Origin of the sequence: Marivita sp., from assembly GCF_017643905.1 — a bacterium.
In the GTDB taxonomy this organism is placed as follows: domain Bacteria; phylum Pseudomonadota; class Alphaproteobacteria; order Rhodobacterales; family Rhodobacteraceae; genus Marivita.
This window is the reverse complement of the sequence record NZ_JAEPMO010000012.1, coordinates 22,660-46,910: the sequence shown is the minus strand read 5'-3', so window position 1 is coordinate 46,910 and position 24,251 is coordinate 22,660. Positions and strand designations below refer to the sequence as shown.

The window sequence follows — 24,251 nt, the reverse complement described above, 5'->3', positions numbered from 1 at the left end:
GGCCTTTGGCCTCACCCTTGGCGGTTTCCAGATGTCCGCCCTTCTCTGGAATATCTTCGACCCCGGCGCGGCGCTTCCCCGCGATCCGGCAACCATCGCGCTGGACCTGACCGGGAAAGTGACACCCTTCATCAACCTGTTCGACCCCGAACAGATGGCGGCACTCGACGCGACCGGAGAGGTTCCGGGCGAATTGAATGCGCTCACCCTTAACAATCTGACGGTCGAGGCGGCTGGTGCCAAGCTTGGCGGCAGCGGATCGTTCACCTTCGACAATGATGACCTGCAAACGTTTGGCGGCTTCCCGCGTCCGAACGGTGAGGTGAACCTCACCTTGGACGGAGCGAATGCTCTGATCGACAAGCTGATCGCGATGGGACTGCTGACCAGCGATGACGCGATGGGCGCCCGCATGATGATGAGCATGTTCGCAGTTCCGGGCAGCGGACCCGACAGCCTGAAATCGACGCTGACGATCAATGATCAGGGGCATGTGCTGGCGAACGGGATGCGGATCCAGTAAGCCGCGACAAAGGCCGCGTTTGCGTCAACGCATCGCCCGCGCGCTGATGTCAGCAGTTGCGCGGCGGTATGCTTGGTCCGTGCGGCGGTGCGTTACCCCGCCATCAGATCGGGCAGATCGCCGTTCAATCCGGCCGCCTCGCGGATGAAGGTCCGGCGCGCACCGGGGATTGCATTGATTGCCGCCATGCCAAGATCGCGACCTGCACGGAGGAGTGGATTGTCGTTCGAGAACAGGCGGTTAAACACGTCCGTCGCGGTCAGCAACGTTGCGGTGTCGAACCGCCGCCATTGCTCGTAACGTTCCAGAACGAAGGGACTTGCAAAATCCTCACCGCGCCGCACGGCATGGCCGATCACATGCGCCAGCGCCGCAACATCGCGCAACCCGGCGTTCAGCCCTTGCCCGGCAATCGGGTGCATCCCATGCGCCGCATCACCGACCAGTGCCACACGGTCCGCGATGAACCGATTGGCCAGGGTCAGACCCAGCGGATAGGTGAACCGCTCTCCGGCCAAGGAAATCTCTCCCAGAAAATCGCCGAAACGCGGGCGCAGCACGGTCAGGTAGTCCTCTACCGGCAGGGCGTTGATCTCTTCGGCCAGCCCTTTGCGCTCACTCCAGACAATGGACGACCGATTGCCCGTCAGCGGCAGGATCGCCAGCGGCCCGGACGGCAGGAAGAGCTGATGCGCCACGCCGCCATGGGGCTTTTCATGCGCAATTGCGCAGACCAATGCGGTCTGATTGTAGTTCCACGCCGTGCGCCGGATACCGGCACGTTGCCCTGTTCCGGTCTGACGGCCATCGGCTCCCACGATCATCTGCCCGGTCAGCATGTCGCCCGACGCCAAAGTGACATTGGCCCCCGTCGCGGTCACGTTCTGATCCACAACGGTTTCGCCCGCCAGATGCGTGATCAGCGGCTCGGACGCCATCGCCTCAAGCAGCGACCGCCGCAGATACCGGTCTTCGAGCATGTGGCCCATCGGGCCTTCCTCGATCTCGGCACTGTTGAAATGCAGGCCCAGAAACACCTCGGCATCTCCGGCGCGCCCGTCGCTGACCTTGATCTCGGTCATCGGCTGCGCGTTCGCTTTCAGCCCGTCCCACAGACCCAACGCGGTCAGCATCCGGACCGAGGCCAGCGCCAGCGCATAGGACCGCCCGTCGAAATTGTCGCTGCGCCGCGTGCCTTCGGGACGTGTGTCGATGACGGTGCTGGACAGGCCCACCTTGGCGGCGGCAAGGGCCAGCGTCGGGCCGTTCAGCCCACCGCCGACGATCAGGATATCTGAGGAAGTGTTCATGTGCTGAAATATGGAAGCCTTGCCGGGATTGTCCATGCGCTTCTCTGCCGCTACCGTCGCGCGAAACCACCGGTCAAGGGATGATCACATGAGCGAATGGCAGGCCATGACAGCTGCAGATCTGGGGCGCGGCATCGACAAAGGCGAGATTGATCCGGTCGAACTGACCCGGTTCTTTCTGGATGCGATCGACGCAAACGCATACCGCGACCGCATTTATGCGCGCCTGACCCCGGATCGCGCCATGGCCGAGGCGACAGCCGCACAAGAGCGCGCGCGGCTCAAACTGCGTCGGTCTCCGCTTGATGGTGTGCCGATCAGTTGGAAAGACCTGTATGACACCGCCGGTGTGGCGACCGAGTCGGGCTCGCAGCTTCTCAATGGGCGCACGCCTGACGAAGACGCCGAAGTGTTGCAGAACGCGACCCATCAGGGCCTGGTTTGCCTTGGCAAAACGCACCAGACCGAACTGGCCTTTTCCGGGCTGGGGGTGAACCCCAAGACCGCGACACCGCCGAACATCCATGATCCCGACGCAGCACCCGGCGGGTCCTCGTCCGGTGCCGCCGCATCGGTCGCATATGGGCTCGCACCTGCGGGCATCGGGTCGGATACTGGCGGGTCCGTGCGAATTCCGTCGGCATGGAACGACCTTGTTGGCCTCAAGACCACCTCTGGCGTGCTCAGCCTCAAGGGGGCCGTGCCGCTGGCTGCAAAGTTCGACACGGTTGGCCCGCTCTGCAAATCGGTTGAGGATGCGGCGCTTCTGTTTGCCGCCATGAAGGGGGACAAACCAATCGACCTTGAGATGACATCGCTCAAGGGTGCGCGGCTTGCCGTCCTGACCACAACCGCGTTCGACGACATCCGCGAGGCCCCTCGTGCAGGTCTGGAAAAGGCGGTGCACGCGTTGAACGAGGCAGGGGCCGACATCGTCGAGATCGCCATTCCCGAAGTGGCCGAGGCGATGGCGCTGTCCGGTGTGCTGTTCGGGTGCGAAGCGTATGGCACGTGGAAAGATGTGATCGAAGCCAATCCCGAGCTTATGTACGAACCGGTACGCACCCGCTTCCGCTCGGGCAAGGACTTTTCCGGCGCCGATTACGTAGCCGCGTGGCACAAGCTCGACGCGCTGCGGGTGGCCTATCTTGAAGCAACGGCCAGCTTTGACGCGGTGCTTTGTGCAACCAGCCCGATCACCCCGCCCAATGTGCCGCGCCTGCTGTCCGACGTGGGTTTCTTCACCTCCGAGAACCTGCTCGCTTTGCGCAACACCCGGATTGGCAACCTGATGGGGCTATGTGTGCTGACACTCCCCACCGGCGTTCCGTCCTGCGGGGTTTCCCTGATGGCGGCACCACGGGAAGAACGGCGGCTGTTGCGGCTGGGGCTTGCCGCCGAGGCCGCTCTGGCCTGAAAGCCACAACCGACTGATCTGTGCGCTCTTTTTCTGGACGCACAGGCCCATGCTATGTAATTTGGCTGCAACGAGGGCGCGAACGACCCTCATTCTGAGGCAGTATTGGCATGTTTCCCGAGCGGTTCTCGAACCTTCCGGCTTATGCGTTCCCGCGTCTGCGCGCCCTATTGGACGTGTTTGAACCGGGTGGGCCGGTCGTACACATGACGATCGGAGAGCCGAAACACACGTTTCCGGCGTGGATTTCTGACGTTCTTGCGCAGAACATCGCTGGATTTAACAAATACCCGCCGAACGAAGGCACGCCCGAATTGCGCGGGGCGATCCGCGACTGGGTACAGCGCCGTTACGGTGTTGCCCTTGATGCGGACACGCAGATCATGGCGCTCAACGGTACACGCGAGGGGCTCTATAACGTCGGGATGGCGTTGTGTCCCGAGACCAAGAACGGCGCGAAACCCGCTGTCCTGATGCCGAACCCGTTTTATCAGGTCTACCTGATCTCTGCGATTTCCGTGGCCGCGGAGCCTGTCTTCGTGAACGCGACCGACGAGACCGGCCATCTGCCCGATTTCGAAGGTCTGCCGGAAGACGTGCTCAACCGCACCGCGCTGGCCTATATCTGTTCACCTGCAAATCCGCAGGGCACAGTGGCCGATCGGGACTATTGGGAACGGCTGATCACGCTGGCGGAAAAGTACGATTTCCAGATCCTTGCCGATGAGTGCTACTCCGAGATCTACCGCGACACGCCCCCCGTGGGAGCACTTCAAGTCGCGCAAGAGATGGGCGCTGACCCTGAACGCGTGGTGATCTTCCACTCGCTTTCCAAACGGTCGAACCTGCCGGGTCTGCGGTCGGGCTTCGTGGCCGGTGGGCCTGAATCGATCAAACGCATCCAGCAATTGCGCAACTATTCCGGTGCGCCGCTCCCTGTGCCGCTACAGGCGGTGGCCGAGGCGGTCTGGAAAGACGAGGCGCATGTCGAGGAAAACCGAGCGCTCTACGCCGAGAAATACGATCTGGCCGACCGCATCTTCGGCAATGTGCCGGGCTACAGATCCCCACAGGCGGGGTTCTTTCTTTGGTTGCCGGTGGAAGACGGCGAAGCTGCAGCGCTCAAACTCTGGAAAGAAACGGGTGTCCGGGTGCTGCCCGGTGCGTACCTGTCGCAGGACACAGAGGCCGGAAACCCCGGCAAGCACTATATTCGGGTCGCCATGGTGGCCCCAAAAGACGAAACCGAACGCGGCCTGACGCAGATCAGGGACTGCCTTTACGGCGGTGAAGACCAATAAAGAGGCGAACGATGGCATATCAGGCGCGGGGGCGTGACCCCCTCTTTGACAGCAACATGCAGGCTGCGCTGGAAAAGCGCGGCAAAGAGCTGGGTGGCTTCGTGCTGATTGCGCTGGGGGTGATGGCCGCCGCGATGATCTATTCGTATTCGCCGCAAGACCCAAGCTGGCTGTCCGCCACAGATGCCCCAGTCCAGAACTGGTTGGGCCGGGCAGGTGCCTCGGTCGCTGCGCCCCTGTTCATGATCGTCGGCTGGGCGAGCTGGGGCCTCGCGATGGTTCTGCTGGTCTGGGGCGTACGGTTCGCCTTGCACCGGGGCGAAGAACGCGCGCTGTCCTGCCTGATCTTTGCACCGATCTGGGTCGCATTGGCCGCTGTCTACGCCGCTGGTGTGCCTGAATCCGCCGCATGGACCCACAGCTTTGGCTTGGGGGGGCTGTTCGGTGACATGATGATGGGGTCGATCCTGACCATCTTGCCTCTGGGCACGACACTGGCGCTCAAGCTGATGATGTTGCTTCTGAGCGGTGTGGTGATCGTCATGGGCGCCTTCGTGCTGGGCTTTACCAAGATTGAGTTGACGCGCTTGGCGCGATTCCTTCTGGTCGGCGTGATCATGGTCTATGCCACGATCCTGAACCTGCTGGGCAAAGGCGCATCCGGCGCGCTGGTCGCAGCCCGCCAGATGCAGGCCAAGAACGCCGAACGCCGCGCCATTCGCGCGCAGGAAGAGGCCGAAGCTGCCGAATGGGCCGCGGCACAGGAGGCTGTCAAAGCCGAACCGCGCGTGACCCGTGTCGCGCCCAAGGCACCGCCCGCGATCCATGCCGACGACAGCCTGATCGACACACCCTATCCTGCACCCGCGCCGCAAAAGACGGGCTTCCTGTCCAAGATGCCGTCTCTCATGCGCCGTGCCGAGCCCGAACCGGAATGGGTCGAGACCTACCCGCATGGCGATTTGCCCGACGCGCTGCCGGGGGATGACCGCGTCCGTGCCAAGATCGCAGACGCCATCAAGTCCCGTGTGCGCCAGAACCCCGCTGTGACGTCGGCCATTGCGGCCCCGCTGACCAAAGGGCGCGGCCGTGGCCCCGATCCGTTGATCTTCAAACCCTCGGTCGGCCTGCCGCCCGAACCCCCGGTCACCGCCCGCGCCGCAGCCCCGCTGCGTGCCGAACCTCCGGTCACCGCAGCGAGGCCCACCGCGTACCAGCCGCAGCCGCAGGTGCCTGCGTTCGAGGATGAACCGGACAACATCTTCGACGACATGACCGATTGGGACGATTACGGCGATGACACTCAGGCTTACGCGCCTGTGCCGCCCGCGCCGATCCCGGTGCCAGAAGCGCGGAAAGTGGTCCAGCAGCCACAGCGCAAGCCGCTCCAGCCGTCCAAGCGCGCGCAGGAAGAAGCGCAGCCGCGTCTGCAATTCGAAGACAAGCAGGCGGAATACGACCTGCCGCCGCTGGGCCTTCTGATGGACCCGGCCAATATCGAACGCCACCACCTGAGCGACGAAGCGCTTGGGGAAAACGCCCGCATGCTCGAGGCGGTGCTGGATGATTATGGCGTCAAGGGTGAGATTGTCAGTGTCCGCCCCGGCCCCGTGGTCACCATGTACGAGCTTGAACCCGCGCCGGGCCTCAAGGCGTCCCGCGTCATCGGTCTGGCAGACGACATCGCGCGGTCCATGTCAGCGCTGTCTGCCCGTGTCTCCACCGTACCGGGCCGCAGCGTGATCGGCATCGAACTCCCGAATGAAAAGCGCGAGATGGTCAGCTTCCGCGAGATCCTCTCGACCCGCGACTATGGCGACGGCACCCAGAAACTGCCGCTCGCGCTGGGCAAGGACATCGGCGGCGATCCGGTTGTCGCCAACCTTGCCAAGATGCCCCACCTGCTGATCGCAGGGACCACCGGTTCCGGTAAATCCGTGGCGATCAACACCATGATCCTGTCGCTGCTTTACAAGCTGACGCCAGCCGATCTGCGCCTCGTGATGATCGACCCCAAGATGCTTGAACTATCCGTCTATGACGGCATCCCGCACCTGCTGTCGCCCGTTGTAACCGATCCGAAAAAGGCGGTTGTCGCCCTGAAATGGGTCGTGGGCGAAATGGAAGACCGCTACCGCAAAATGTCCAAGATGGGCGTGCGGAACATCGACGGCTACAACGGTCGCGTCGCCGACGCGCTGAGCCGTGGTGAGATGTTCGAACGCACCGTCCAGACCGGCTTTGACGACGAAACCGGCGAGCCGATCTTCGAGACCGAAGAAATCCAGCCCGTCAAGATGCCCTATATCGTCGTCATCGTCGACGAGATGGCTGACCTGATGATGGTCGCGGGCAAGGAAATCGAAGCCTGCATTCAGCGTCTTGCCCAGATGGCGCGTGCCTCCGGTATCCACCTCATCATGGCCACACAGCGCCCTTCGGTCGATGTCATCACCGGCACGATCAAGGCGAACTTCCCGACACGCATCAGCTTCCAGGTCACATCGAAAATCGACAGCCGCACCATCCTTGGCGAAATGGGGGCCGAACAACTGCTGGGGCAGGGCGACATGCTCTACATGGCCGGCGGTTCGAAGATCATCCGCTGCCACGGTCCGTTCGTGTCCGACGAAGAGGTCGAGGAAATCGTCACCCATCTCAAGGCTTATGGCCCGCCGGAATATGTCAGCGGCGTTGTGCAGGGTCCGGATGACGAAAAGGCCGACAATATCGACGCAGTTCTGGGCCTCAACACAGGTGGCAACACCGACAGCGAAGACGCGCTGTACGATCAGGCCGTTGCCATCGTGGTGCGCGACCGGAAATGTTCGACCTCTTATATCCAGCGCAAACTGGCCATAGGCTACAACAAGGCCGCGCGTCTTGTGGAACAGATGGAAGAAGAAGGCGTCGTCACTGCGGCCAACCACGTCGGCAAACGCGAGATTCTGGTGCCCGAGCAGTAAAGTCTTGCCGGTCCGGTCACAAAAGCGGGCGCTGCTATCGCATAACAGCGCCCGTTTCGCCATATAGAGGTCAAGAGATCCGAGCAGACAGGACCCCGACTCTATGCGACTTCGTTTCCTTGCCCTCCTAGCGGCCCTGACGTGGATGTGGGCATTGCCTGCCGCCGCGCAGCAGCTTTCGCTGAACGCGCTGTCCAACTATCTCAACCAGCTCACCAGCGCCGAGGCGACTTTCACCCAGATCAATGGGGACGGGACCATTTCGACGGGGACGCTCTATATGCGCCGCCCCGGCAAGATGCGGTTCGAATACAATCCTCCGGAACAGGCATTGGTGATGGCCAACAATGGCGCGGTCTTCGTCTTCGACCGCAAGCTGGGGGGCGATCCGGAAACCTATCCGCTGGACCGCACACCGCTGGCCCTGATCCTTGCCCGCAATGTCGACCTCAGCCGCGCCAATATGGTCGTGGCGCATGGCTATGACGGCACCGCCACGACTGTGACCGCGCAAGACCCGGAAAACCCGGAATATGGCAGTATCCAGCTGAAGTTCACGGACAGCCCCGTCGAGCTGCGCCAATGGATCATCACCGATGACGGCGGCGGTCAGACGACGGTCATTCTTGGGGCGCTGGAGCGCAAACAACTGGCCAACAGCCTGTTCAATGTCGAACGGGAGCGCCGTGCCAACCAATAAGACGGGTTCTGTCGGTCCGGGACCGGACCGACCATCCGTCTAGGTCGTTGTTTCATACTTGGTCAAAACCTCGACCGAGGTCACGAGGATGATTTCGCAACCTCCGACGAGCGAACCATCGTCACGGCGTGTCGAGGAACGCCATGGTCTGATCTGGTCTCCCGTGACGGACACAAGATACCCGCGGATCCTGACATGTGACCCGATGCCAATCGCCATCAAAACATCATTCACTGCCGGTGTCGCCGGGATGAGATGGTTGTTGGTGATCTGATCGTCCCACTGCCGTGGCAAGTCGACGCCTTTGGGTGGATTGAACCAAATCGCGCGATGCATGGTTCGGAACTCGAAGCCATTGGTGGCATCGGACGGGGCGAGATCACCCCACACGATGCCAAGATCAAGCGGAGAGATCGGGCTGGTCAGATCATTGCGATATTCACGACGGGTCACGACACGCCCCTCGAGCACATAGCTGGCCAGCAACTTGGCCCCAAACCCATGGCTAAGCGCGACCTGTATCCCCGGGACACGAGCCTGTGCCGGAGACCCGTCCGGTGCCGCTTTCAGCGGCAGAGGCGGAAGCTGGGAGTGATCGACGGCGGTCGCCAGATCGGCAGGCGGCTCAAGTTTGTCTGCGCTCAAGCCAAAGACCCACGCTGCCATCACAATGGCAAAAACCCCGATCTTGGTGCCATCATCGAACATCGTTGAGGCGCTCCTGAGCACAGTGCGTTTGGCCCAGACTGTACCGATGCAAAATGGCTGGAATGGGTCGCTTGCGTGCAGCCCTCGGGACAAAGTGGGCCCTGCACCGCGCGCGATGCGGCGACGCATCGCACGTTTGCGTTGACGCAAACGCAGCTCCGCTCCAATGCTGCGCCTATGCGTCGCCGACAGATCCTTGCCCTTGCTGCAACCAGCCTTCTGATGCCCCGCGTTTCAGCGGCGCAAGGCGCGCGATCCCTCACCGGCTACCTGCGCACCAACTGGAGCCGCGATCCCTTCAGCCTCGGGTCCTATTCCTACATCGCGCAGACCGCATCCCGCGCCGATGTGACCGCGCTGTCCCGCCCTGTCGGACCCCATCTTTTCTTCGCCGGAGAGGCCACACATCCCGGCTACAACAGCACGGTTCACGCCGCCTATGAAACCGGTCTCGACGTGGCAGAGAGCGTCGCCGACACAGGTGCCGAAACAGTCGCCATCATCGGAGCCGGGATCAGTGGCCTGACCGCCGCGCGCCGCCTCACCGCCAAGGGCGTCCGCGTGATCCTGTTCGAGGCCCGCGACCGCGTTGGCGGGCGTATCTGGACCGACCCCAGCCTGGGTCTGCCTCTCGATCTGGGGGCAAGCTGGCTGCATGGCGACGACGGCAACCCGCTCGTTGCACTGGCGGCAGAGCGTGGCATGCGCAGCGTCGTCACCTATGACGATTATGTCCTGCGCGGCGCGGCGGGTCGTCGGTTGCGCGACCGCGACATGCCGGACTGGTTCGAGGACGTGGTGACGATCCAGCAGGACTACGGCGCCAGTACGACTGACATCAACTGGGACGCCTACGCGGACGATCCCGACTATGGTGGCGAAGACCTGCTCTTCCCGGACGGCTATGCGCAGATCCTCGGTATGCCTGAGCAGTCGCTCGACATCCGGCTTGGCACCGAGGTGCGGCAGGTCACACTCAGGGATGATGGCGTGCATCTGGCCTCCGCCCAAGATGATCTGGGCCAGTTCGATGCAGTGATTATCACCGTTCCGCTGGGGGTGCTCAAGGCAGAGCGCATCGCCTTTTCCCCCGCATTGCCCGAAGACAAGCAGATCGCGATCCGCCGCCTTGGCTTTGGCCTTTTGGACAAGCTTTATCTACGGTTCGATGACGTGTTCTGGGATGCGGATGCAACCTGGATCCTGACGCCCGAGACCGGATTGCCACCGGGGCAATTCAATCAATGGCTCAATCTCGCGCCGCTGCTGGACGCGCCGCTGCTGCTTGGGTTCAACGGTGCCGGAGCCGCGCGCGACCTCGCCAGTCTTTCCGACAGCGAAGTTCTGGCGCGGGCCATGCAGGTTCTGGAGAGGGCCTATCCCGTCCCTTAGAGGGAGGGTCTCGATTGTTAACAAAAGGTTAATGGGTCAGCGTTCTTGTCCCATTGTTTCGCGCGCGAAACATCAGGGCCGTTCCGGACCTATCTGCGGACCGGGCAGCGCGCCAGCTGACCTTGGTAGGTTACCGACCGCACCGCGACCTCGTCCGCGACCCGCAACAGCCATGCCTTGCTGTTGTAAGTTCCACGCGCAAAGCCCGTACGGCCTTCGTGGTAGGCCAGATATTGGTTGCGCGCATCAGCGAGAGAAATGCCAAGGCGGCGGTTGGATTCCGACATGTACCACCCCATGAAATCCGCAGCATCGTTGATGTCGTTGCGTTTCGCGCGGAACTTGCGCTGGTCCTGCTGGTATTCTTCCCACGTGCCGTTCAACGCCTGACTGTAGCCGAAGGCCGAGCTTTGTCGGCCCATCGGGATCACACCCAGAGTGTAGCGGAACGGCGTCCGCGCGTCCGACTTGAACTTGCTCTCCTGATACATCGACGCCATTTGCACATGCACCGGCACGCCCCATTTCCGCTCTGCCGCGCGGAAGGCGCGCAGGTATCCGGGGCGCTGTTGCAGAATGGAACAGGCATCGTCGAGGTTACGGGGCGCCGATGTGCCGCCGCCGCCTCCGCATGAGGCCGCCAACAGGACAATCACAAAGGCGCGAAAGAATCTGCTCATGGGCCTCTCGCTTATTGCTCGATGGCGGTTGCTCCGCCTTTCGGATTTCCTGCAGTCTATCGCAAAGGGGCCGTAGGGGAAATCACAATTGCTGGGACCGGCAAACCCTTGCCATGACACGAAAAAGTCTTGTGTCGAAATGCATCACAGACTGTTTCCAGAAAAAACGCCTCGAGAATTGGACAATTTGTCAAAAATCAGGCAGGTATGTGGCAACGGACAGGACTCATGATCAAGCAACGCGCAAAATATAACATCGGCCAAGTCGTTCGCCACCGCCGCCACCCGTTTCGGGGCGTGGTGTTTGATGTGGACCCGGAATTCAACAACACCGAAGAATGGTACGAGGCCATTCCAGAGGACAGCCGCCCTGCGAAAAAGCAGCCGTTCTACCATCTGCTCGCAGAGAATGAACAAAGCTTCTACGTCGCGTATGTCTCGGAACAGAACCTGATCGCTGACTATTCGGGTGAACCTGTCGAACATCCCGACGTGCCCGACCTTTTCGGTGCATTCGAGGATGGCAGCTACGAGCTGCAATTCCAGTACAACTGAACGATCTCTCTCTAGTTTGCCACGATTAACAAGTAAGGGCTCCCAAGTGGGAGCCCTTTTCTTATGCCGTGTTCAGCAACGAAACAAAGCGGTCGATTTCAGTGTCGGGCAGCGACCAGTCGCAGACAAGCCGACCGGTCAACACCCCGTCCGCAGGCCCATCATTCAGATCGCCGCCAGACAGGTGATACCGCGCACCGCTTTTCTGGAGCGTCTGATGCAACGCGCGGGGAGCGCGGAAAAAGATCATGTTGGCGGTGACATCATTCACGATTTCAACGTCATTGCGTTTGCGTAGACCGTCCAGCAGATGCGCTGTCTTGGCATTGGCCTTTTGCGCAAGGTCTTTCCATAGGTCATTCCGCAGATACGCGGCCATCTGCGCCGACAGGTAGCGGTGCTTGGAAAACAGGTGCCCGCCCCGTTTGCGACGCAGCTCGAATTCCAAGGCTTTGCTCGGGTCGAAGAACACCACCGCCTCGACCCCCATCAGGCCGTTCTTCGTGCCACCGAACACAGCAACGTCAACGCCCAGCTTCCACGACATCTCGGCCGGGGTACAGCCCAAGGCCACCGCCGCATTTGCGAACCGCGCGCCGTCCAGATGAACCGGCAGGCCATAAGATTTCGCGATGTCGCACAGCGCTTTCAGCTCGGCCAATGTATAGACGTTCCCCATCTCGGTGACCTGCGTGATCGACACCGCCGCCCGGCGCGGACCATGCACACCGCGATTGCCCTGGCTCTCGATTGCGCGGGTCAGCGCGTCCGGCGTCATCCGGTCCGACCCCTGCACCAGCGTCAGCTTTGCACCACCCGTGTAGAACTCGGGCGCGTTGCATTCGTCTTCCTCGATGTGGGCCATCGGGGTGCAGAACACCGTGTCGAACGGTTCCACCAGCGTGGCCAGCGCAAGTGCATTGGCCGCGGTTCCTGTGGCAGCGAGGTACACCGCCGCGTCGGGCGCTTCGAACAGATCGCGGATGCGCTGGCGCACCTCGTCCATCATCGGATCGGCACCGTACCCCATCATGTGGCCCTGGTTGACCTCGGCCAGAACGTCCAGAACGGCCTGTGGCACGGGCCCGCTGTTGTCGGAGGCAAAAAACATCAGATCGGCTCCTCTATGATGTGGTCTTCCCAATCGTCTTCATCAACTTCGAATTCGGCCACGGTGCGGTTTCGCATCGAAACGCCGGCGTCGTGAACGGTGTCTGGCGTGCCCGAGATCAGAGGGTGCCAGTCGTAAAGCGGCTTTCCCTCCCACAGCAGCCGATAGGCGCAGGTCTTGGGCATCCAGTAGGCGTGGTCATCGATATTTGATGGCTTCAGCACGATACATTCCGGCACGAACTGGTGGCGGATGTCATATTGCGCACAGCGGCAGGTGGTGTCGTCGAACAACCGACAGGCGACGCGGGTCAGCTCCACATGGCCGGTGTCTTCGTCCTCAAGCTTGTTGAGGCAGCATTTGCCACAGCCATCGCACAGCGCTTCCCATTCCTGCGGATTCAGATCGGTGAGCGCCTTGCGTTCCCAGAACCGGGGGGCAAGTCCTGTGCGATCAATCGGGTCGGTGCTCATAGCGCGGTCAGGATCGCGCGCGCCTGGGCGCAGTCGGCATCCATCTGCGTGATGAGCGCCTCAAGGCTGTCGAACTTCAATTCGGGTCGCAGGAAATCTATCAAAGCGACCGAGACCGTTGCGCCGTAAAGATCGCCGGTGAAGTCGAAAATGAAGGTCTCAAGGTTTGCGCGGTTCTCGCCGAACATCGGACGCACACCGATGGACGCGGCGCCATGGTAGGATCCGGCATGCGGCCCGTCGAGCACATCGACCAAGACGGCATAGACCCCGAACCTTGGTGGGTGCAGCCCGTCGATGGACATATTGGCGGTGGGATAGCCCAGTTCGCGCCCGCGTTGTTCGCCGCCGATCACTTCGCCTTCGATACGGTGCCAATGGCCCAGCATGTCGGCGGCCAGACGCGGATTGCCGTCAGACAGGGCCGTGCGGATGGCGGTCGAGGACACGGCACCGGCCTCGGCGGTGACAAGCTCTGCCACCGTGACGCCGAAACCCATCTGGGCACCAAACCGGCGCAGATCATCGACAGTGCCTTTGCGGCCCTTGCCGAAACAGAAATCCGCCCCGACCACGACATGACGCAGTCCGAGGCCGTCGGAAATCACGTTCGCAGCGAAACCTTCGGGCGTCAGGGCGGCCAACTGGCTGTTGAAGTTGAGTTCATAGAGAATCTCGACCCCCAGCTTGCGCAGGCGCGTCGCGCGCGCGGTGGCGTTCATCAGCCGGAAGGGGGGGGCATCCGGGGCGAAGTATTCGCGCGGATGCGGCTCGAACGTGAGGACGCCCAAAGGCGCTGCGGGCATCGCGTCGCGGGCAAGCTGGATCACGGCCTGATGGCCGGAATGCACGCCGTCGAAATTGCCGATGGCCACGGTTGCGCCCTTGTCGGCCTCGGCAATGAATTGATAATCCCGCACGATCTTCATGCGCAGAGGACTAGCGGTGGCGCTGGGGGGTTGCAATCCCCGCTGCGGGCTGGCGGGGATTTTCCGGTGACGGAAAACCGCGGATGCGTCGACGCATCCGCGCCCGTGACAGGGTCAGTCGAACTTGCGGGACGGGGCGAGCACCTTGGCTTCGCCTATCAGCACCTTTTTGCCATCGACCGAGCAATGACAATCCAGCGTCACGCGCCGCTTGGCGATGTCGATGTCGACCACCTTGACCTCGGCATAGACCACGTCGCCGGGGCGTACGGGGGCGAGGAATTTCAGCGTCTGGCCCATGTAGACCGTACCATGGCCGGGCAGCTGTTCGCCGATCACGGCTGAGATGAGGCCGGCGGTCAGCATCCCATGCGCGATGCGGCCCTCGAAAATCGTGTCCTGCGCGTAATCGTCGTCCAGATGCACCGGGTTCCGGTCGGTCGAGATCTGCGCGAACATCTCGATGTCCTGATCGGTCACCTGTTTGCGCAGGTGGCGCGACATCCCCATTTCGATGTCTTCGATGCAGATCGTTCCGCGTGGCAGGTTGTCCAACATTTCGCACTCCACTCGCAGGCGGCAAAGTAATAAATAGCTAAGTCAGATGCCCGATTTGGCAACTTTATTACTTTGCAACCGCAGAAAAGCAAGCAAAATCTGCGTCAGCGGAGTTGCCCAATAGTATAGGTCGGAGACGCGTTTTCCTTTGCAAGATAGGCACTTAGCGCATCCGGATCGGGTTGGTGCGACGTTTTTGTCTCGGCTGCGGCAAGACCTCCGGAAATGAAAAGGGAATCGATGTCCTCGCCCATCGCGCCGTCGATGTCGGTGTGGACGCCATCCCCGATGGCCAGAATACGGGTCGGGTCCACGTCCAGCCCAAGGGCGGCGATGCGGCGGCGGGCAAGGTCATAGATCGGCGGATGGGGCTTGCCGAAGTAAAGGCTTTCGCCCCCCATTTCGGTATAGAGCGCGGCCAGTGCGCCTGCACACCATTCGCGCGTGTCGCCGCGATCCACCACGATGTCCGGGTTGGCGCAGAGCAGTTTGAGGCCCTTTTGCTTGGCGTACAGAAACTGCGGACGGTTGACCGCCGGGTCGGCATGGGGGTCGAACGGGCCGCAGCAGACAATGCCTTCGGCGTCTTCCAACTCGACGCGCTGGATGTTCACCGGGTCCTCGATCAATTCCATCGGGTCAAAGAAGGTCTCGTCAAAGGGCTGCCCCATGAACCAGACCTTTTCCCCCACCGCGCCACGGAACATCGCGGCGCGGGCGCTGTCGCCGCTTGTGGCGATGCTGTCATAGCAGTCCTCGGGCACGTTCAGACGCACAAGCTGTTTGGCCACCTCGTGGCGCGACCGAGGCGCGTTGGTGAGCAAGACCACCGTGCCGCCGCCCTGCTTGAAGCCGCGCAGGGCCGAGACAGCCTCTTCATGGGCGGTGACGCCATTGTGTACGCAGCCCCAGAGATCGACGAGCAACACGTCGTAGCGGTTTGCGATGTCGGCGAGGGAGTTGATGATCTGGGTCATGAAGGCACCTGATTGACGCGGGTTGCGCCACGTATCGCCCGAACCGGGAATGATTGCCAGCCGAGGCGGGCAAACTTCGTTATTGAGCTGCGAAGAAACTTCTCGAGTTCATGAGGTCGGTTTCGTAGGCGAAGGCGAAACCGAGGATCACCCATAGAAACGGGATCAGGTTGAGAAATGTCCGGAACGGTTGCTTGCGCGTTTTGTGTCGAAACCGACGCTGCGCCGCTTTTGCGCCGACCCACCCACCAAGAAAGGCGAGCATCAGAAGCGAGGTTTCGGAAATACGCCACTCGCCCCGGATGGCGCGTTCTTTATCAACGTAGAACATCCAAAAGGCGACGCCGTTGACGAATGCGAAGACGCCGCCTGTTAAAAGAACCCCGGTGGTGAGCGGTGTGACCGTCACACAGAGCGAGGTCAGAGTTTCAGATTCGGGATGATCTGCTTTTTCCGGCTGACAACGCCGGGCAGAACCACGGTGTCACCCGACACGGTTGCGCCAAAGCTCTTTTCGGCCAGTGTCTTGACCAGATCGTTCGGCACCAGAAGGGTCGATTCCTCGTTCAGGATGTCGACGACGAAGAGGATCACCTGATCGACGCCGTCTTCCTTGGCGACATCAACCATGGACGCCATCAGGCTGTCCTTGCGGTCGAGCACGATTTTCGGCGACGTGGTTTCGAGAACCGACACGCGGAACTTCGTGCCCTCGACCGGGTATTCCTTGCTGTCCATGCGCAGGAGTTCAGCGTCGGAGAAGGCAGACACGTCGGATTTCGCAGCGAACATCTCGGCGGCGAAGTCGGGGATCGACACGCCGAGGTCGTCGGACAGCGCATGGGCGATGGCCTTGTCTTCCTGTGTGGTCGTCGGCGAGCGGAATTCCAGCGTGTCGCTGAGGATGCAGGACAGCATCGCGCCTTTGATGCCACGGGGGGCCTGGGCGAGGTCGTCACCGATCATCTTCCACATGATGGTGGCGGTGCTGGCGACGGGTTCGATGCGGATGTCGATGGGGCCCTTGGTTTCCAGACCGCCGACCAGTTTGTGGTGGTCGATGATCGCGCGGATGTCGGCGCTGTTGATCGCATCGGGCAGTTCGGCCGGGTTGTTGGTGTCGACGATGACGACGGGCTGGTCGGCATCGACGGTCGAGATGATCTCGGGCTTGTCGAGCTCCCAGTGGTCGAGAACGAAGGCGGCTTCGGTGTTGGGCTCGCCCAGCAGGACGGGCTTGGCCTCTTCGCCCTTGATCTGGTTGAGATACCACGCCCAGATGATCGGGCTGCCGGTACTATCGGTGTCGGGGGATTTGTGTCCGAATACGAGGGTTGTCATGTCGGGCCTCTGCTCTGCCAAAATCAAGTCGCGCGCCTTATAGGGCGCACGACTGGGCTTGTCACCTGTGGCAGTTTGCACTTGCAGCATTCAGGCGAATGCTGCCCTGAGCGTCAGTTCGAGACCTGTTCTCTGAGGATGGAGGCGGTGAGGGAGATCAGCAGGTAGATGCCGGAGAAGACGAGGAAGGTGAGGAGCGTGTTCTCGAAGGCGCGGGGGTAGCTTGGGTCCTGGGAAGGCAGGGGGTAGACCGAGGTGGTGAGATAGCGCGCCTGGCTGTCGGCGTCGCGGCGGGCCTGGTCGAGCCGTTCGAGGGCGGCGGACAGCATCATGTCGCGGGTGGCGAGATCCGCCTCGGCCAGCTGGATTTGCACGGCGGTTTCCGCCAGCGATCCGGCGCCGGCGCTTTGCGCGGTCATCTCGGCGTTGATCTCGGCCTTGAGCGCCTCGAGGCGGCGGATGTCGGCCTCCACCCCTTCGACGCGGCTGCGGTTGGGGCGGGCGTTGTCCATCAGCGCCTGCAATTGCAGGGTCTTTTCCTGGATTTCCGTCTCCACCGTCTCGACGCGCGCCTGCAGCGCCCCGATGCGCGCCCTCGGGTCGAGAACGGCGCTGTCCTGTTGCATGCGCACCAGCTTTTCCTGCGCGTCGCGGCGGGCCTGTTCGGCCTCGGCCAGACCCAGCTCGGCATCCTTGACCGCGTTCTCGCGCTTGCGGGCGGTCAGGTTGTCGACCCGCTCCTCGGCATAGCCGATGAGGGCGGTGGAGAAATCGGCGGCCACCTGCGGATCGGCCGCGGCCACCTCCATGCGGATCACGCCTTCGGTCGGGTCATAGCCGATCTGGACGTATTTCTTGTAGAGCTTGTACATGTCCTCGGCAGAGGCGTCGGGCTCCAGCCGGTGCAGCGGGTCGATCTCGGGCTGCGAGAAATGCGCCTTGAAGCCCTCGTCCTCGCTCAGGCGCAGCATGGCGTCCTTGGAGGTCAGGTAGCTTTGGACCGCGATGGCATCCTGGTTGGTGGCGAATTGCGTGCCCGAGAAGAGCCCGCCAATGCCGCCGCTCTGGGTCTCGGCCTTGAGGATGAGGAATTCGGATTTCGAGGCGTACATCGGCGTGGCGAGGGTGAAGAAATACCAGCCGGCGACGAGTGTGGGCAGCAGCACGAAAACCGCAAGCCGGGCAAAGAGCATGCGCATCCGGCGATTGCGGCGGCGGGCCATGTCCTTCTGGATCGCCATGATCTCCTGCTGGCGCCGCTCCGCCGGGCTGCGATTGTCCGTGGCGGGGAGGTTCTTGGTGTCCGGCTTGGCCGTCTGCGGCAGCTGCGGTTGAACCGCCAAAGGTTGATCGGTGGCGGGGGCCTTGGACCGCGCCTGTCCGGCGCTTTCGGCGGGCACCATCAAATCAAGCGCGTTTTCGCGCTGGAACGGATCGATGCCTTTGAGGCGCAGCAGATAAACCGCTTCGTAATCGGTGTTTGGATCCAGCCCGTGTTTCTGAGCGATGCGCCGCGCCATACGCAACTGGCGCCCCGTCAGACCTTCGTCCCGAATGGCCAGAAGCGCTTGCTCCACGCCACCACCGGCGGGGCGCTGAATACGCCGCTGCGGTGCTGCCGCTGCGGACGCGCCGGAGGACGGGGCAGGGTGTCCGGCCGGAGCCAAATGACCTGTGTCGGTGCCCGATTCGCTGCGGCGGATGCGAAAACGCTTAGCTGTGGGTTTCATAGTCATAGAGCTGTTTCGCTTCTTCCAGGCTGTCGAACATGTGCAGCTTGCCATCCCTGAGAACGGCGGCCTTGCTGACAAATCGCGCCAGCGTTTCGGGTTGGTGGGACACCATGATCATGGTGGTGGTGCGGAGCCGCTCGGCCAGGATGTCGCCCGCCTTGCGGTTGAATTCCACATCCGTGTAGGTCGGCATCCCTTCGTCCACGAGATAAATGTCGAAATCGAGCGCCAGGAGCAGCGCGAAGGTGAAGCGCGCCCGCATGCCCGAGGAATAGGTGCCCAGCGGCTGGTCGAAATATTCGCCCAGATCGCAAAGCCAGCGGCAATAGGCCTCCACGTAATCGGGATCGAGCCCGTAGAGCCGGGCAATGAAGCGCGAGTTTTCCATCGCCGTGTGCCGCGTGACGACCCCGCCCATGAAGCCCAGAGGGAACGACACCCGGTAGGTCTTGCGGATCTCGCCCTCATCGGGCTTTTCCAGCCCCGCCATCATCTTGACCAGCGTCGTCTTGCCGGTGCCATTGGGCGCCAGAATCCCCAGCGACTGCCCCAGTTCGACCCGAAACGACGCCCGGTCCAGAATCACCTTGCGATGCGATCCCGTCCAGAACGATTTGCTCACATTGTCGAATTCAAGCATCGAAACCCCAATCACCTCCGTACAAGGATTGCACGAGTTGGTTTCCAAAGGGTTTAGTCGTCGAGTTTGACTGGATTGTGGCCAATCCATAGCAAAAACCGGGTATTGTCTCCGGGTCATGTTCCGCAGCTTGCTCTGGCGGCCTGGTACAGCGTGGCCCTCATGCCGACAGGAAAGGCGCAAGTATGAACACGACTTGGCAGAGAACTGCGCGCCGGATGGGGCAGGAATCATTCGCGAGGACATATTCGGTTCATAAAGCGTCGCGAATCGCCAATCGAAAACTCTGCGACTCTGGCTTGGTCCGTACGAGTTAGGCGTGTTTCGGGCGAAAAGGGGCGGTGGTGACAAAATTTGTCGTGAGAAAATGTACTGCCGTGTCTCGTTACAGAGACGTTTTTCCCGCCAAATGTCTCTTCAACTGCCGAAATTTCCTGCAAACGCTCTTGAAGGCGCGAAACTTGGGCAACCGTGTTGCAATGCGGAGCCTAACGCGATTTATTTTGACCAGACACGTGGAACCAATCCACGGACAACACAGGGAGTTCGTTTTTGCCCGACACGTCAAACAGTGACGCGTTCGTCGAATTTGAACGAGTGCAAAAGAGTTACGACGGCGTACAGCTTGTCGTGAAAGACCTTAATCTTACCATGCCGAAGGGCGAGTTTCTGACGATGCTCGGGCCGTCGGGATCGGGCAAGACCACCTGCCTCATGATGCTTGCCGGGTTCGAGACCGCAACCCATGGCGACATCCGGCTGAATGGTCGGCCGATCAACAACATCCCGCCGCACAAACGTGGGATCGGCATGGTGTTCCAGAACTACGCCTTGTTCCCGCACATGACCATTGCGGAGAACCTCAGCTTTCCGCTCGAGGTGCGCAAGATCGGCAAGTCCGACCGGGAAGCCAAGGTGAAGCGGGCGCTGGACATGGTCGAGATGGGGGCCTTTGGGGGCCGTCGTCCGGCGCAACTGTCCGGTGGTCAGCAGCAGCGGATCGCGTTGGCGCGGGCACTGGTGTTCGAACCGGAGCTGGTTCTGATGGACGAGCCGCTGGGCGCTTTGGACAAGCAACTGCGTGAGAAGATGCAGTTCGAGATCACCGACCTGGCGCATCGCCTTGGCATCACCGTGGTATACGTGACCCATGACCAGACCGAGGCTTTGACGATGTCAGATCGGGTGGCTGTGTTCGATGATGGCCGCATTCAGCAGCTTGCGCCGCCGGATGAGCTTTACGAGAAGCCGCAGAACAGCTTTGTCGCGCAGTTTATCGGCGAAAACAACACGCTCGAGGGCGTCATTCGTGAGATGAAGGGCAACACCTGTGTTGTTCAGCTCGACGACGGAGAGCTGATTGATGCGGTCCCGGTCAATGTCAGCAAGGGCGGTGAACGGACTCGCGTGTCGATCCGTCCGGAGCGTGTTGAGATCAACAAGGACCGTCTGCAAGAGGGCGCACACACGCTCAAGGCAGAGGTGCTTGAATTCATTTACATGGGCGACATTTTCCGCACCCGGCTCAAGGTTGCCGGCAATGACGAGTTCGTCATCAAGACGCGGAACGCGCCCGACCAGGTGCGCCTCCAGCCGGGTACGCAGATCGACATTGGGTGGTTGCCCGAGGATTGCCGCGCTCTGGATGCGCCCAGCAAATAAGAATTGGCGCGGGATCGCGGCGCGGTCCCGTGGCATTACAGGTGGTGTCGGTTCGGCCCGACCCGCATCACCATGTGTCATAAGCGGGCCGAAACGGGAGAATATGAATGAAACTGTCTAAAACACTTTTGGCGACCAGCGCACTTACCGTTGCCGCCGCGGGTGCATACGCAGCCGGTCACGGTATGGCTGACAGCATGACACTTGTCAGCTGGGGCGGAGCTTATCAGGCGTCGCAGCAAAACGCTTATGTCGCGCCCTACATTGAAATGCACCCCGATGTGAGCGCGTCCTGGGACGAAAGCTCGGCGGAAGCTGTGGCGAAACTTCGCGCAATGAACGAAGCGGGCAACATCACATGGGATCTGGTTGACGTCGTTGCAGCCGACGCGATCCGTCTCTGTGACGAAGGTCTGGCGATGGAAATCGACCATGACGAAATGCTGGCAGCAGCCCCCGATGGCACAAGCGCAAGCGACGATTTCGGCGATCTGATCGTGTCGGATTGCTACATCCCGCAGATCGTGTACTCCACGACCTTCGGCTACCGCACAGACATGGTTCCGGCTGGCGTAGAGCCGCCGTCCGACATTTGCTCGGTCTTCGATCTGGAAACCTATCCGGGCAAGCGCGCGCTGGAAAAGCGTCCTATCAACAACATGGAATGGGCGCTGCTCTGTGACGGCGTGGCCAAGGAAGACGTCTACGACGTTCTGGAAACCGACGAAGGTCAGGACCAGGCTCTGGCCAAGCTCGACACCATCAAGGATCAAGTGATCTGGTGGAACGCCGGTGCTGACACGCCGCAGCTTCTGGCGGATGGCGAAGTGTTCATGGGTTCGACCTATAACGGTCGTCTCTTCTCGGCCATTGTCGAGCAGGGTCAGCCGATCGGCATGATGTGGGACGCTCAGGTGTTCGACCTTGATGGTTGGATCATCCCGACCGGCCTCCCGGAAGACCGTCTGGCCCGTGTGATGGACTTTGTCCGTTTCGCAACCGACACCCAGCGTTTGGCAGATCAGGCGAAGTTCATCTCCTACGGTCCGGCACGTGCATCCTCGGCACCGCTGGTGTCCACACACGCAGAGCTTGGCATCGAGATGGCACCGCATATGCCGACCGATCCGAACAACGCGAAGAACACGTTCCTCTACAACTACGAGTTCTGGGCTGACTATCGCGACGATATCGACGCGAAGTTCCAGGCGTGGCTCGCACAATAAGCCTTTGAAGGCTTTGGGATGGGCCGTTTGGCCCATCCCGCATTGGAAGGACAGTCCCATGCCCAAAGGCTATATCATCGGTCATATCACGGTGAATGACCCCGACGCCTACAAGGAATATATCGAGCGCGACACGCCGATCCTTGAGAGCTTTGGCGCCAAGTTCATCGTGCGGGGCGGACAGTCCGAGACGATGGAGGGCGAAACGCAAAACCGCCATGTCGTCATTGAATTCGACGATTTCGAAACCGCAAAGCGCGCGTATCACGACCCTGCCTATCAGGAAGTCGCAGAGATTCGCCGACGCACCGCGACAAGCACAATCATACTAGTCGAGGGCACCTGAGCCATGACCGACGCCGCAACAGAACCCGACAAGATCGCGGGCCCGACGCCCGATAATGCGCTGCGTGCTGCCGACAAAGCCGAGACTGGGCCGGTTCTTGCGGCTGACGGCACACCGCTCAAACGATCCTTGAACCGCGCGCTTCGGGCGCAGAAAATCCGCGCGTTGATGCTTATCGCGCCGCTCTTGCTGTTTGTTCTGATCAGTTTCATTGCCCCGATTGGTGACATGCTGTTCCGTTCGGTGGAAAACCAGATCGTGCGCGATACGATCCCGCGCACCGTCGCCGCCTTGACCGATTATGACGCCGCTGCCGGTGGCTTGCCGCGCGAGGAAGTGTTCGAGGCCGCCTATTACGATGTGTTCTACGCGGCGGAACGGAAGGAACACACTCGGCTGGGCTCGCGCCTGAACTATGAACAGACCGGGGCGTCGTCGCTTTTCCGTAAATCTGGCCGGGGCATCGAGGATATCGGAGAGGTCTATCAGGACCAGTTCGAGGACCTGAACGGTGATTGGGACGAAGCCCGCCCCTGGGCCGAACTGATGGGCGATCCGGACTGGATTGCAGCGCAGGAGGCTTGGGACGGCAACGGCACCATGCCGGCGTTCGAGCTGCGGTCGGACATCGCCGAGATCCTGCCGCGCACGGCCGAGTCGTATCGTATCTTCGCCCGCTTCATGCAGAACGAGGAAGGCGACAGCCCGCTGGAAGAAGAGCCGTGGAGTGTCGTGCACACGGCGCTGTATCAGGACGTCTCTGCAGGGGATGTCAGTGGGTATTCCGGTCCGCGCGCCGATATGCTTCAGGCGGCGGCTGCGCTTGTCGCGAGCCCCGATTTTGAAACGATCTCGTTCCGCGATGGCTTTGCCGATATCGACGAAGACTGGGTCGAGCCGGAAGTCTGGCAGACCATCAAGACCTACAGCCCGGATTATACGTCTGGGTACTTCCTGAACGCCGTCGACATGCAGAAAACGCCGGAAGGTCCGATGCTGCGCGATGAGGACGAGCGGATCTACGGTCTGCTGTTCCAGCGCACCATGTTCATGAGCCTTGTGATTACGCTAAGCTGCATCATGCTCGGCTATCCGATCGCCTACCTGCTTTCGAACCTGCCGTCGAGCAAGGCAAACCTGCTGATGATCCTCGTGCTGCTGCCATTCTGGACGTCACTTCTGGTGCGGACCTCGGCGTGGAAGGTGATGCTGCAACAGCAGGGTGTGATCAACGATACGCTGGTCTGGCTTGGACTTGTGGCGGATGACGCGCGTCTGACGATGATCAACAACCAGTTCGGCACCATTGTCGCGATGACGCATATCCTGCTGCCGTTCATGATTCTGCCCATGTATTCGGTGATGTCGACCATCCCGCAATCCTATGTCCGCGCGGCAAAGTCGCTGGGCGCGACCAACTGGACAACCTTCTGGCGGGTCTACTTCCCGCAATCGGTGCCCGGCATCGGCGCGGGGTCGATTCTCGTGTTCATCCTGTCCATCGGCTACTACATCACGCCGGAAATCGTGGGTGGTACCTCGGGTATCTTCATCTCGAACCGGATTGCGTACCACATCTCAAGCTCGCTCAACTGGGGCCTTGCGGCCGCGTTGGGGACGATCCTGCTGGTGGTGGTTCTGGTGCTCTATTGGGCCTACGACCGGATCGTCGGCATCGACAACGTCAAACTGGGGGGCTGATC

At 61.4% G+C, this 24,251-nt stretch carries 23 protein-coding genes; 11 read left to right on the top strand and 12 right to left on the bottom strand.

The genetic code is table 11. The features are described 5' to 3' along the window. Positions 1-523: DUF2125 domain-containing protein (locus JJ869_RS03335; RefSeq protein ID WP_292264564.1), on the top strand; the 523-nt coding region annotated here is incomplete at its 5' end. Positions 524-615: 92 nt separating this feature from the next. On the opposite strand, the gene JJ869_RS03330 is transcribed toward JJ869_RS03335, so the two are convergent. Next, positions 616-1,833: a UbiH/UbiF/VisC/COQ6 family ubiquinone biosynthesis hydroxylase gene (locus tag JJ869_RS03330; RefSeq protein WP_292264563.1), complete on the bottom strand. Its 1,218-nt coding sequence runs from the start codon at positions 1,831-1,833 to the stop codon at positions 616-618. An 88-nt stretch (positions 1,834-1,921) separates the two neighbouring features. Here JJ869_RS03330 and JJ869_RS03325 point away from each other — a divergent pair, with 88 nt between their 5' ends. The 4 genes from JJ869_RS03325 (at position 1,922) to JJ869_RS03310 (ending at position 8,217) form a co-directional block, all read left to right on the top strand. Continuing rightward, positions 1,922-3,250, top strand: coding sequence for an amidase family protein (locus JJ869_RS03325; protein ID WP_292264562.1), 1,329 nt, complete (start codon positions 1,922-1,924; stop codon positions 3,248-3,250). Between the two features lie 110 nt (positions 3,251-3,360). After that, positions 3,361-4,551, top strand: coding sequence for an aminotransferase class I/II-fold pyridoxal phosphate-dependent enzyme (locus JJ869_RS03320; protein WP_292264561.1), 1,191 nt, complete (start codon positions 3,361-3,363; stop codon positions 4,549-4,551). 11 nt (positions 4,552-4,562) lie between these two features. Beyond that, positions 4,563-7,517 (top strand): DNA translocase FtsK, encoded by a 2,955-nt coding sequence (locus JJ869_RS03315; protein WP_292264560.1) that lies wholly within the window; start codon positions 4,563-4,565, stop codon positions 7,515-7,517. Positions 7,518-7,620: 103 nt separating this feature from the next. Next, entirely contained in the window at positions 7,621-8,217 is a 597-nt protein-coding gene (locus JJ869_RS03310) for an outer membrane lipoprotein carrier protein LolA (RefSeq protein ID WP_292264559.1), read from the top strand. 39 nt (positions 8,218-8,256) lie between these two features. Here the strand turns inward: JJ869_RS03310 and JJ869_RS03305 are convergent, their stop codons facing one another. Then, complete coding sequence (locus tag JJ869_RS03305; protein WP_292264558.1) at positions 8,257-8,925, bottom strand: hypothetical protein; 669 nt, start codon at positions 8,923-8,925, stop codon at positions 8,257-8,259. Between the two features lie 177 nt (positions 8,926-9,102). Here JJ869_RS03305 and JJ869_RS03300 point away from each other — a divergent pair, with 177 nt between their 5' ends. Then, the gene (locus JJ869_RS03300; protein ID WP_292264557.1) at positions 9,103-10,317 is read left to right on the top strand and encodes an FAD-dependent oxidoreductase; all 1,215 of its coding nucleotides are present in this window, start codon (positions 9,103-9,105) and stop codon (positions 10,315-10,317) included. 89 nt (positions 10,318-10,406) lie between these two features. On the opposite strand, the gene JJ869_RS03295 is transcribed toward JJ869_RS03300, so the two are convergent. Continuing rightward, positions 10,407-10,997, bottom strand: a complete 591-nt coding sequence (locus JJ869_RS03295; RefSeq protein ID WP_292264556.1) for a lytic transglycosylase — start codon at positions 10,995-10,997, stop codon at positions 10,407-10,409. Positions 10,998-11,225: 228 nt separating this feature from the next. Here JJ869_RS03295 and hspQ point away from each other — a divergent pair, with 228 nt between their 5' ends. Continuing rightward, entirely contained in the window at positions 11,226-11,552 is a 327-nt protein-coding gene (gene hspQ / locus JJ869_RS03290; protein ID WP_292264555.1) for a heat shock protein HspQ, read from the top strand. A gap of 61 nt (positions 11,553-11,613) precedes the next feature. On the opposite strand, the gene JJ869_RS03285 is transcribed toward hspQ, so the two are convergent. From JJ869_RS03285 to JJ869_RS03245, 9 genes are all read right to left on the bottom strand, one after another. After that, positions 11,614-12,663 carry an aminotransferase class V-fold PLP-dependent enzyme gene (locus tag JJ869_RS03285; protein WP_292264554.1) on the bottom strand — a complete coding sequence of 350 codons (1,050 nt, stop codon included), beginning with the start codon at positions 12,661-12,663 and terminating at the stop codon, positions 11,614-11,616. After that, complete coding sequence (locus JJ869_RS03280; RefSeq protein ID WP_292264553.1) at positions 12,663-13,136, bottom strand: YcgN family cysteine cluster protein; 474 nt, start codon at positions 13,134-13,136, stop codon at positions 12,663-12,665. Before JJ869_RS03280 ends, JJ869_RS03285 begins: the two co-directional genes overlap by 1 nt. Next, positions 13,133-14,065, bottom strand: a complete 933-nt coding sequence (locus tag JJ869_RS03275; RefSeq protein ID WP_292264552.1) for a bifunctional riboflavin kinase/FAD synthetase — start codon at positions 14,063-14,065, stop codon at positions 13,133-13,135. The genes JJ869_RS03280 and JJ869_RS03275 overlap by 4 nt, the downstream gene beginning before the upstream one ends. A gap of 114 nt (positions 14,066-14,179) precedes the next feature. After that, a complete protein-coding gene (locus JJ869_RS03270; protein ID WP_292264551.1) occupies positions 14,180-14,623 on the bottom strand; it encodes a MaoC family dehydratase in 444 nt (147 codons plus the stop codon). A gap of 104 nt (positions 14,624-14,727) precedes the next feature. After that, positions 14,728-15,600, bottom strand: coding sequence for a TIGR01459 family HAD-type hydrolase (locus tag JJ869_RS03265; RefSeq protein WP_292264550.1), 873 nt, complete (start codon positions 15,598-15,600; stop codon positions 14,728-14,730). 79 nt (positions 15,601-15,679) lie between these two features. Then, positions 15,680-16,009: a DUF1294 domain-containing protein gene (locus JJ869_RS03260; protein ID WP_292264549.1), complete on the bottom strand. Its 330-nt coding sequence runs from the start codon at positions 16,007-16,009 to the stop codon at positions 15,680-15,682. 11 nt (positions 16,010-16,020) lie between these two features. Then, positions 16,021-16,941, bottom strand: coding sequence for a manganese-dependent inorganic pyrophosphatase (locus JJ869_RS03255; RefSeq protein ID WP_292264548.1), 921 nt, complete (start codon positions 16,939-16,941; stop codon positions 16,021-16,023). A 113-nt stretch (positions 16,942-17,054) separates the two neighbouring features. Further along, a complete protein-coding gene (locus tag JJ869_RS03250) occupies positions 17,055-18,677 on the bottom strand; it encodes a capsule biosynthesis protein (protein WP_292264547.1) in 1,623 nt (540 codons plus the stop codon). After that, complete coding sequence (locus JJ869_RS03245) at positions 18,655-19,314, bottom strand: ATP-binding cassette domain-containing protein (RefSeq protein WP_292264546.1); 660 nt, start codon at positions 19,312-19,314, stop codon at positions 18,655-18,657. Before JJ869_RS03245 ends, JJ869_RS03250 begins: the two co-directional genes overlap by 23 nt. A gap of 552 nt (positions 19,315-19,866) precedes the next feature. Between JJ869_RS03245 and JJ869_RS03240 the strand changes: the two genes are divergently transcribed. From JJ869_RS03240 to JJ869_RS03225, 4 genes are all read left to right on the top strand, one after another. Further along, positions 19,867-20,976 (top strand): ABC transporter ATP-binding protein, encoded by a 1,110-nt coding sequence (locus tag JJ869_RS03240; RefSeq protein WP_292264545.1) that lies wholly within the window; start codon positions 19,867-19,869, stop codon positions 20,974-20,976. 107 nt (positions 20,977-21,083) lie between these two features. Next, positions 21,084-22,202 carry an extracellular solute-binding protein gene (locus tag JJ869_RS03235; protein ID WP_292264544.1) on the top strand — a complete coding sequence of 373 codons (1,119 nt, stop codon included), beginning with the start codon at positions 21,084-21,086 and terminating at the stop codon, positions 22,200-22,202. A gap of 58 nt (positions 22,203-22,260) precedes the next feature. Beyond that, positions 22,261-22,548 (top strand): DUF1330 domain-containing protein, encoded by a 288-nt coding sequence (locus tag JJ869_RS03230; RefSeq protein ID WP_292264543.1) that lies wholly within the window; start codon positions 22,261-22,263, stop codon positions 22,546-22,548. Between the two features lie 3 nt (positions 22,549-22,551). Further along, positions 22,552-24,249 carry an ABC transporter permease gene (locus JJ869_RS03225; RefSeq protein WP_292264542.1) on the top strand — a complete coding sequence of 566 codons (1,698 nt, stop codon included), beginning with the start codon at positions 22,552-22,554 and terminating at the stop codon, positions 24,247-24,249. The last annotated feature ends 2 nt before the right edge of the window (positions 24,250-24,251 follow it).

Bases quoted from the DNA above. Each gene is read 5' to 3' on its own strand.
- JJ869_RS03235 (WP_292264544.1), top strand. From the start codon at position 21,084: ATGAAACTGTCTAAAACACTTTTGGCGACCAGCGCACTTACCGTTGCC.
- JJ869_RS03315 (WP_292264560.1), top strand. From the start codon at position 4,563: ATGGCATATCAGGCGCGGGGGCGTGACCCCCTCTTTGACAGCAACATG.
- JJ869_RS03270 (WP_292264551.1), bottom strand. From the start codon at position 14,623: ATGTTGGACAACCTGCCACGCGGAACGATCTGCATCGAAGACATCGAA.
- JJ869_RS03285 (WP_292264554.1), bottom strand. From the start codon at position 12,663: ATGTTTTTTGCCTCCGACAACAGCGGGCCCGTGCCACAGGCCGTTCTG.
- JJ869_RS03310 (WP_292264559.1), top strand. From the start codon at position 7,621: ATGCGACTTCGTTTCCTTGCCCTCCTAGCGGCCCTGACGTGGATGTGG.
- JJ869_RS03325 (WP_292264562.1), top strand. From the start codon at position 1,922: ATGAGCGAATGGCAGGCCATGACAGCTGCAGATCTGGGGCGCGGCATC.
- JJ869_RS03250 (WP_292264547.1), bottom strand. From the start codon at position 18,677: ATGACTATGAAACCCACAGCTAAGCGTTTTCGCATCCGCCGCAGCGAA.
- JJ869_RS03225 (WP_292264542.1), top strand. From the start codon at position 22,552: ATGACCGACGCCGCAACAGAACCCGACAAGATCGCGGGCCCGACGCCC.
- JJ869_RS03280 (WP_292264553.1), bottom strand. From the start codon at position 13,136: ATGAGCACCGACCCGATTGATCGCACAGGACTTGCCCCCCGGTTCTGG.
- hspQ (WP_292264555.1), top strand. From the start codon at position 11,226: ATGATCAAGCAACGCGCAAAATATAACATCGGCCAAGTCGTTCGCCAC.
- JJ869_RS03320 (WP_292264561.1), top strand. From the start codon at position 3,361: ATGTTTCCCGAGCGGTTCTCGAACCTTCCGGCTTATGCGTTCCCGCGT.
- JJ869_RS03295 (WP_292264556.1), bottom strand. From the start codon at position 10,997: ATGAGCAGATTCTTTCGCGCCTTTGTGATTGTCCTGTTGGCGGCCTCA.
- JJ869_RS03245 (WP_292264546.1), bottom strand. From the start codon at position 19,314: ATGCTTGAATTCGACAATGTGAGCAAATCGTTCTGGACGGGATCGCAT.
- JJ869_RS03275 (WP_292264552.1), bottom strand. From the start codon at position 14,065: ATGAAGATCGTGCGGGATTATCAATTCATTGCCGAGGCCGACAAGGGC.
- JJ869_RS03300 (WP_292264557.1), top strand. From the start codon at position 9,103: ATGCGTCGCCGACAGATCCTTGCCCTTGCTGCAACCAGCCTTCTGATG.
- JJ869_RS03330 (WP_292264563.1), bottom strand. From the start codon at position 1,833: ATGAACACTTCCTCAGATATCCTGATCGTCGGCGGTGGGCTGAACGGC.
- JJ869_RS03265 (WP_292264550.1), bottom strand. From the start codon at position 15,600: ATGACCCAGATCATCAACTCCCTCGCCGACATCGCAAACCGCTACGAC.
- JJ869_RS03255 (WP_292264548.1), bottom strand. From the start codon at position 16,941: ATGACAACCCTCGTATTCGGACACAAATCCCCCGACACCGATAGTACC.
- JJ869_RS03230 (WP_292264543.1), top strand. From the start codon at position 22,261: ATGCCCAAAGGCTATATCATCGGTCATATCACGGTGAATGACCCCGAC.
- JJ869_RS03305 (WP_292264558.1), bottom strand. From the start codon at position 8,925: ATGTTCGATGATGGCACCAAGATCGGGGTTTTTGCCATTGTGATGGCA.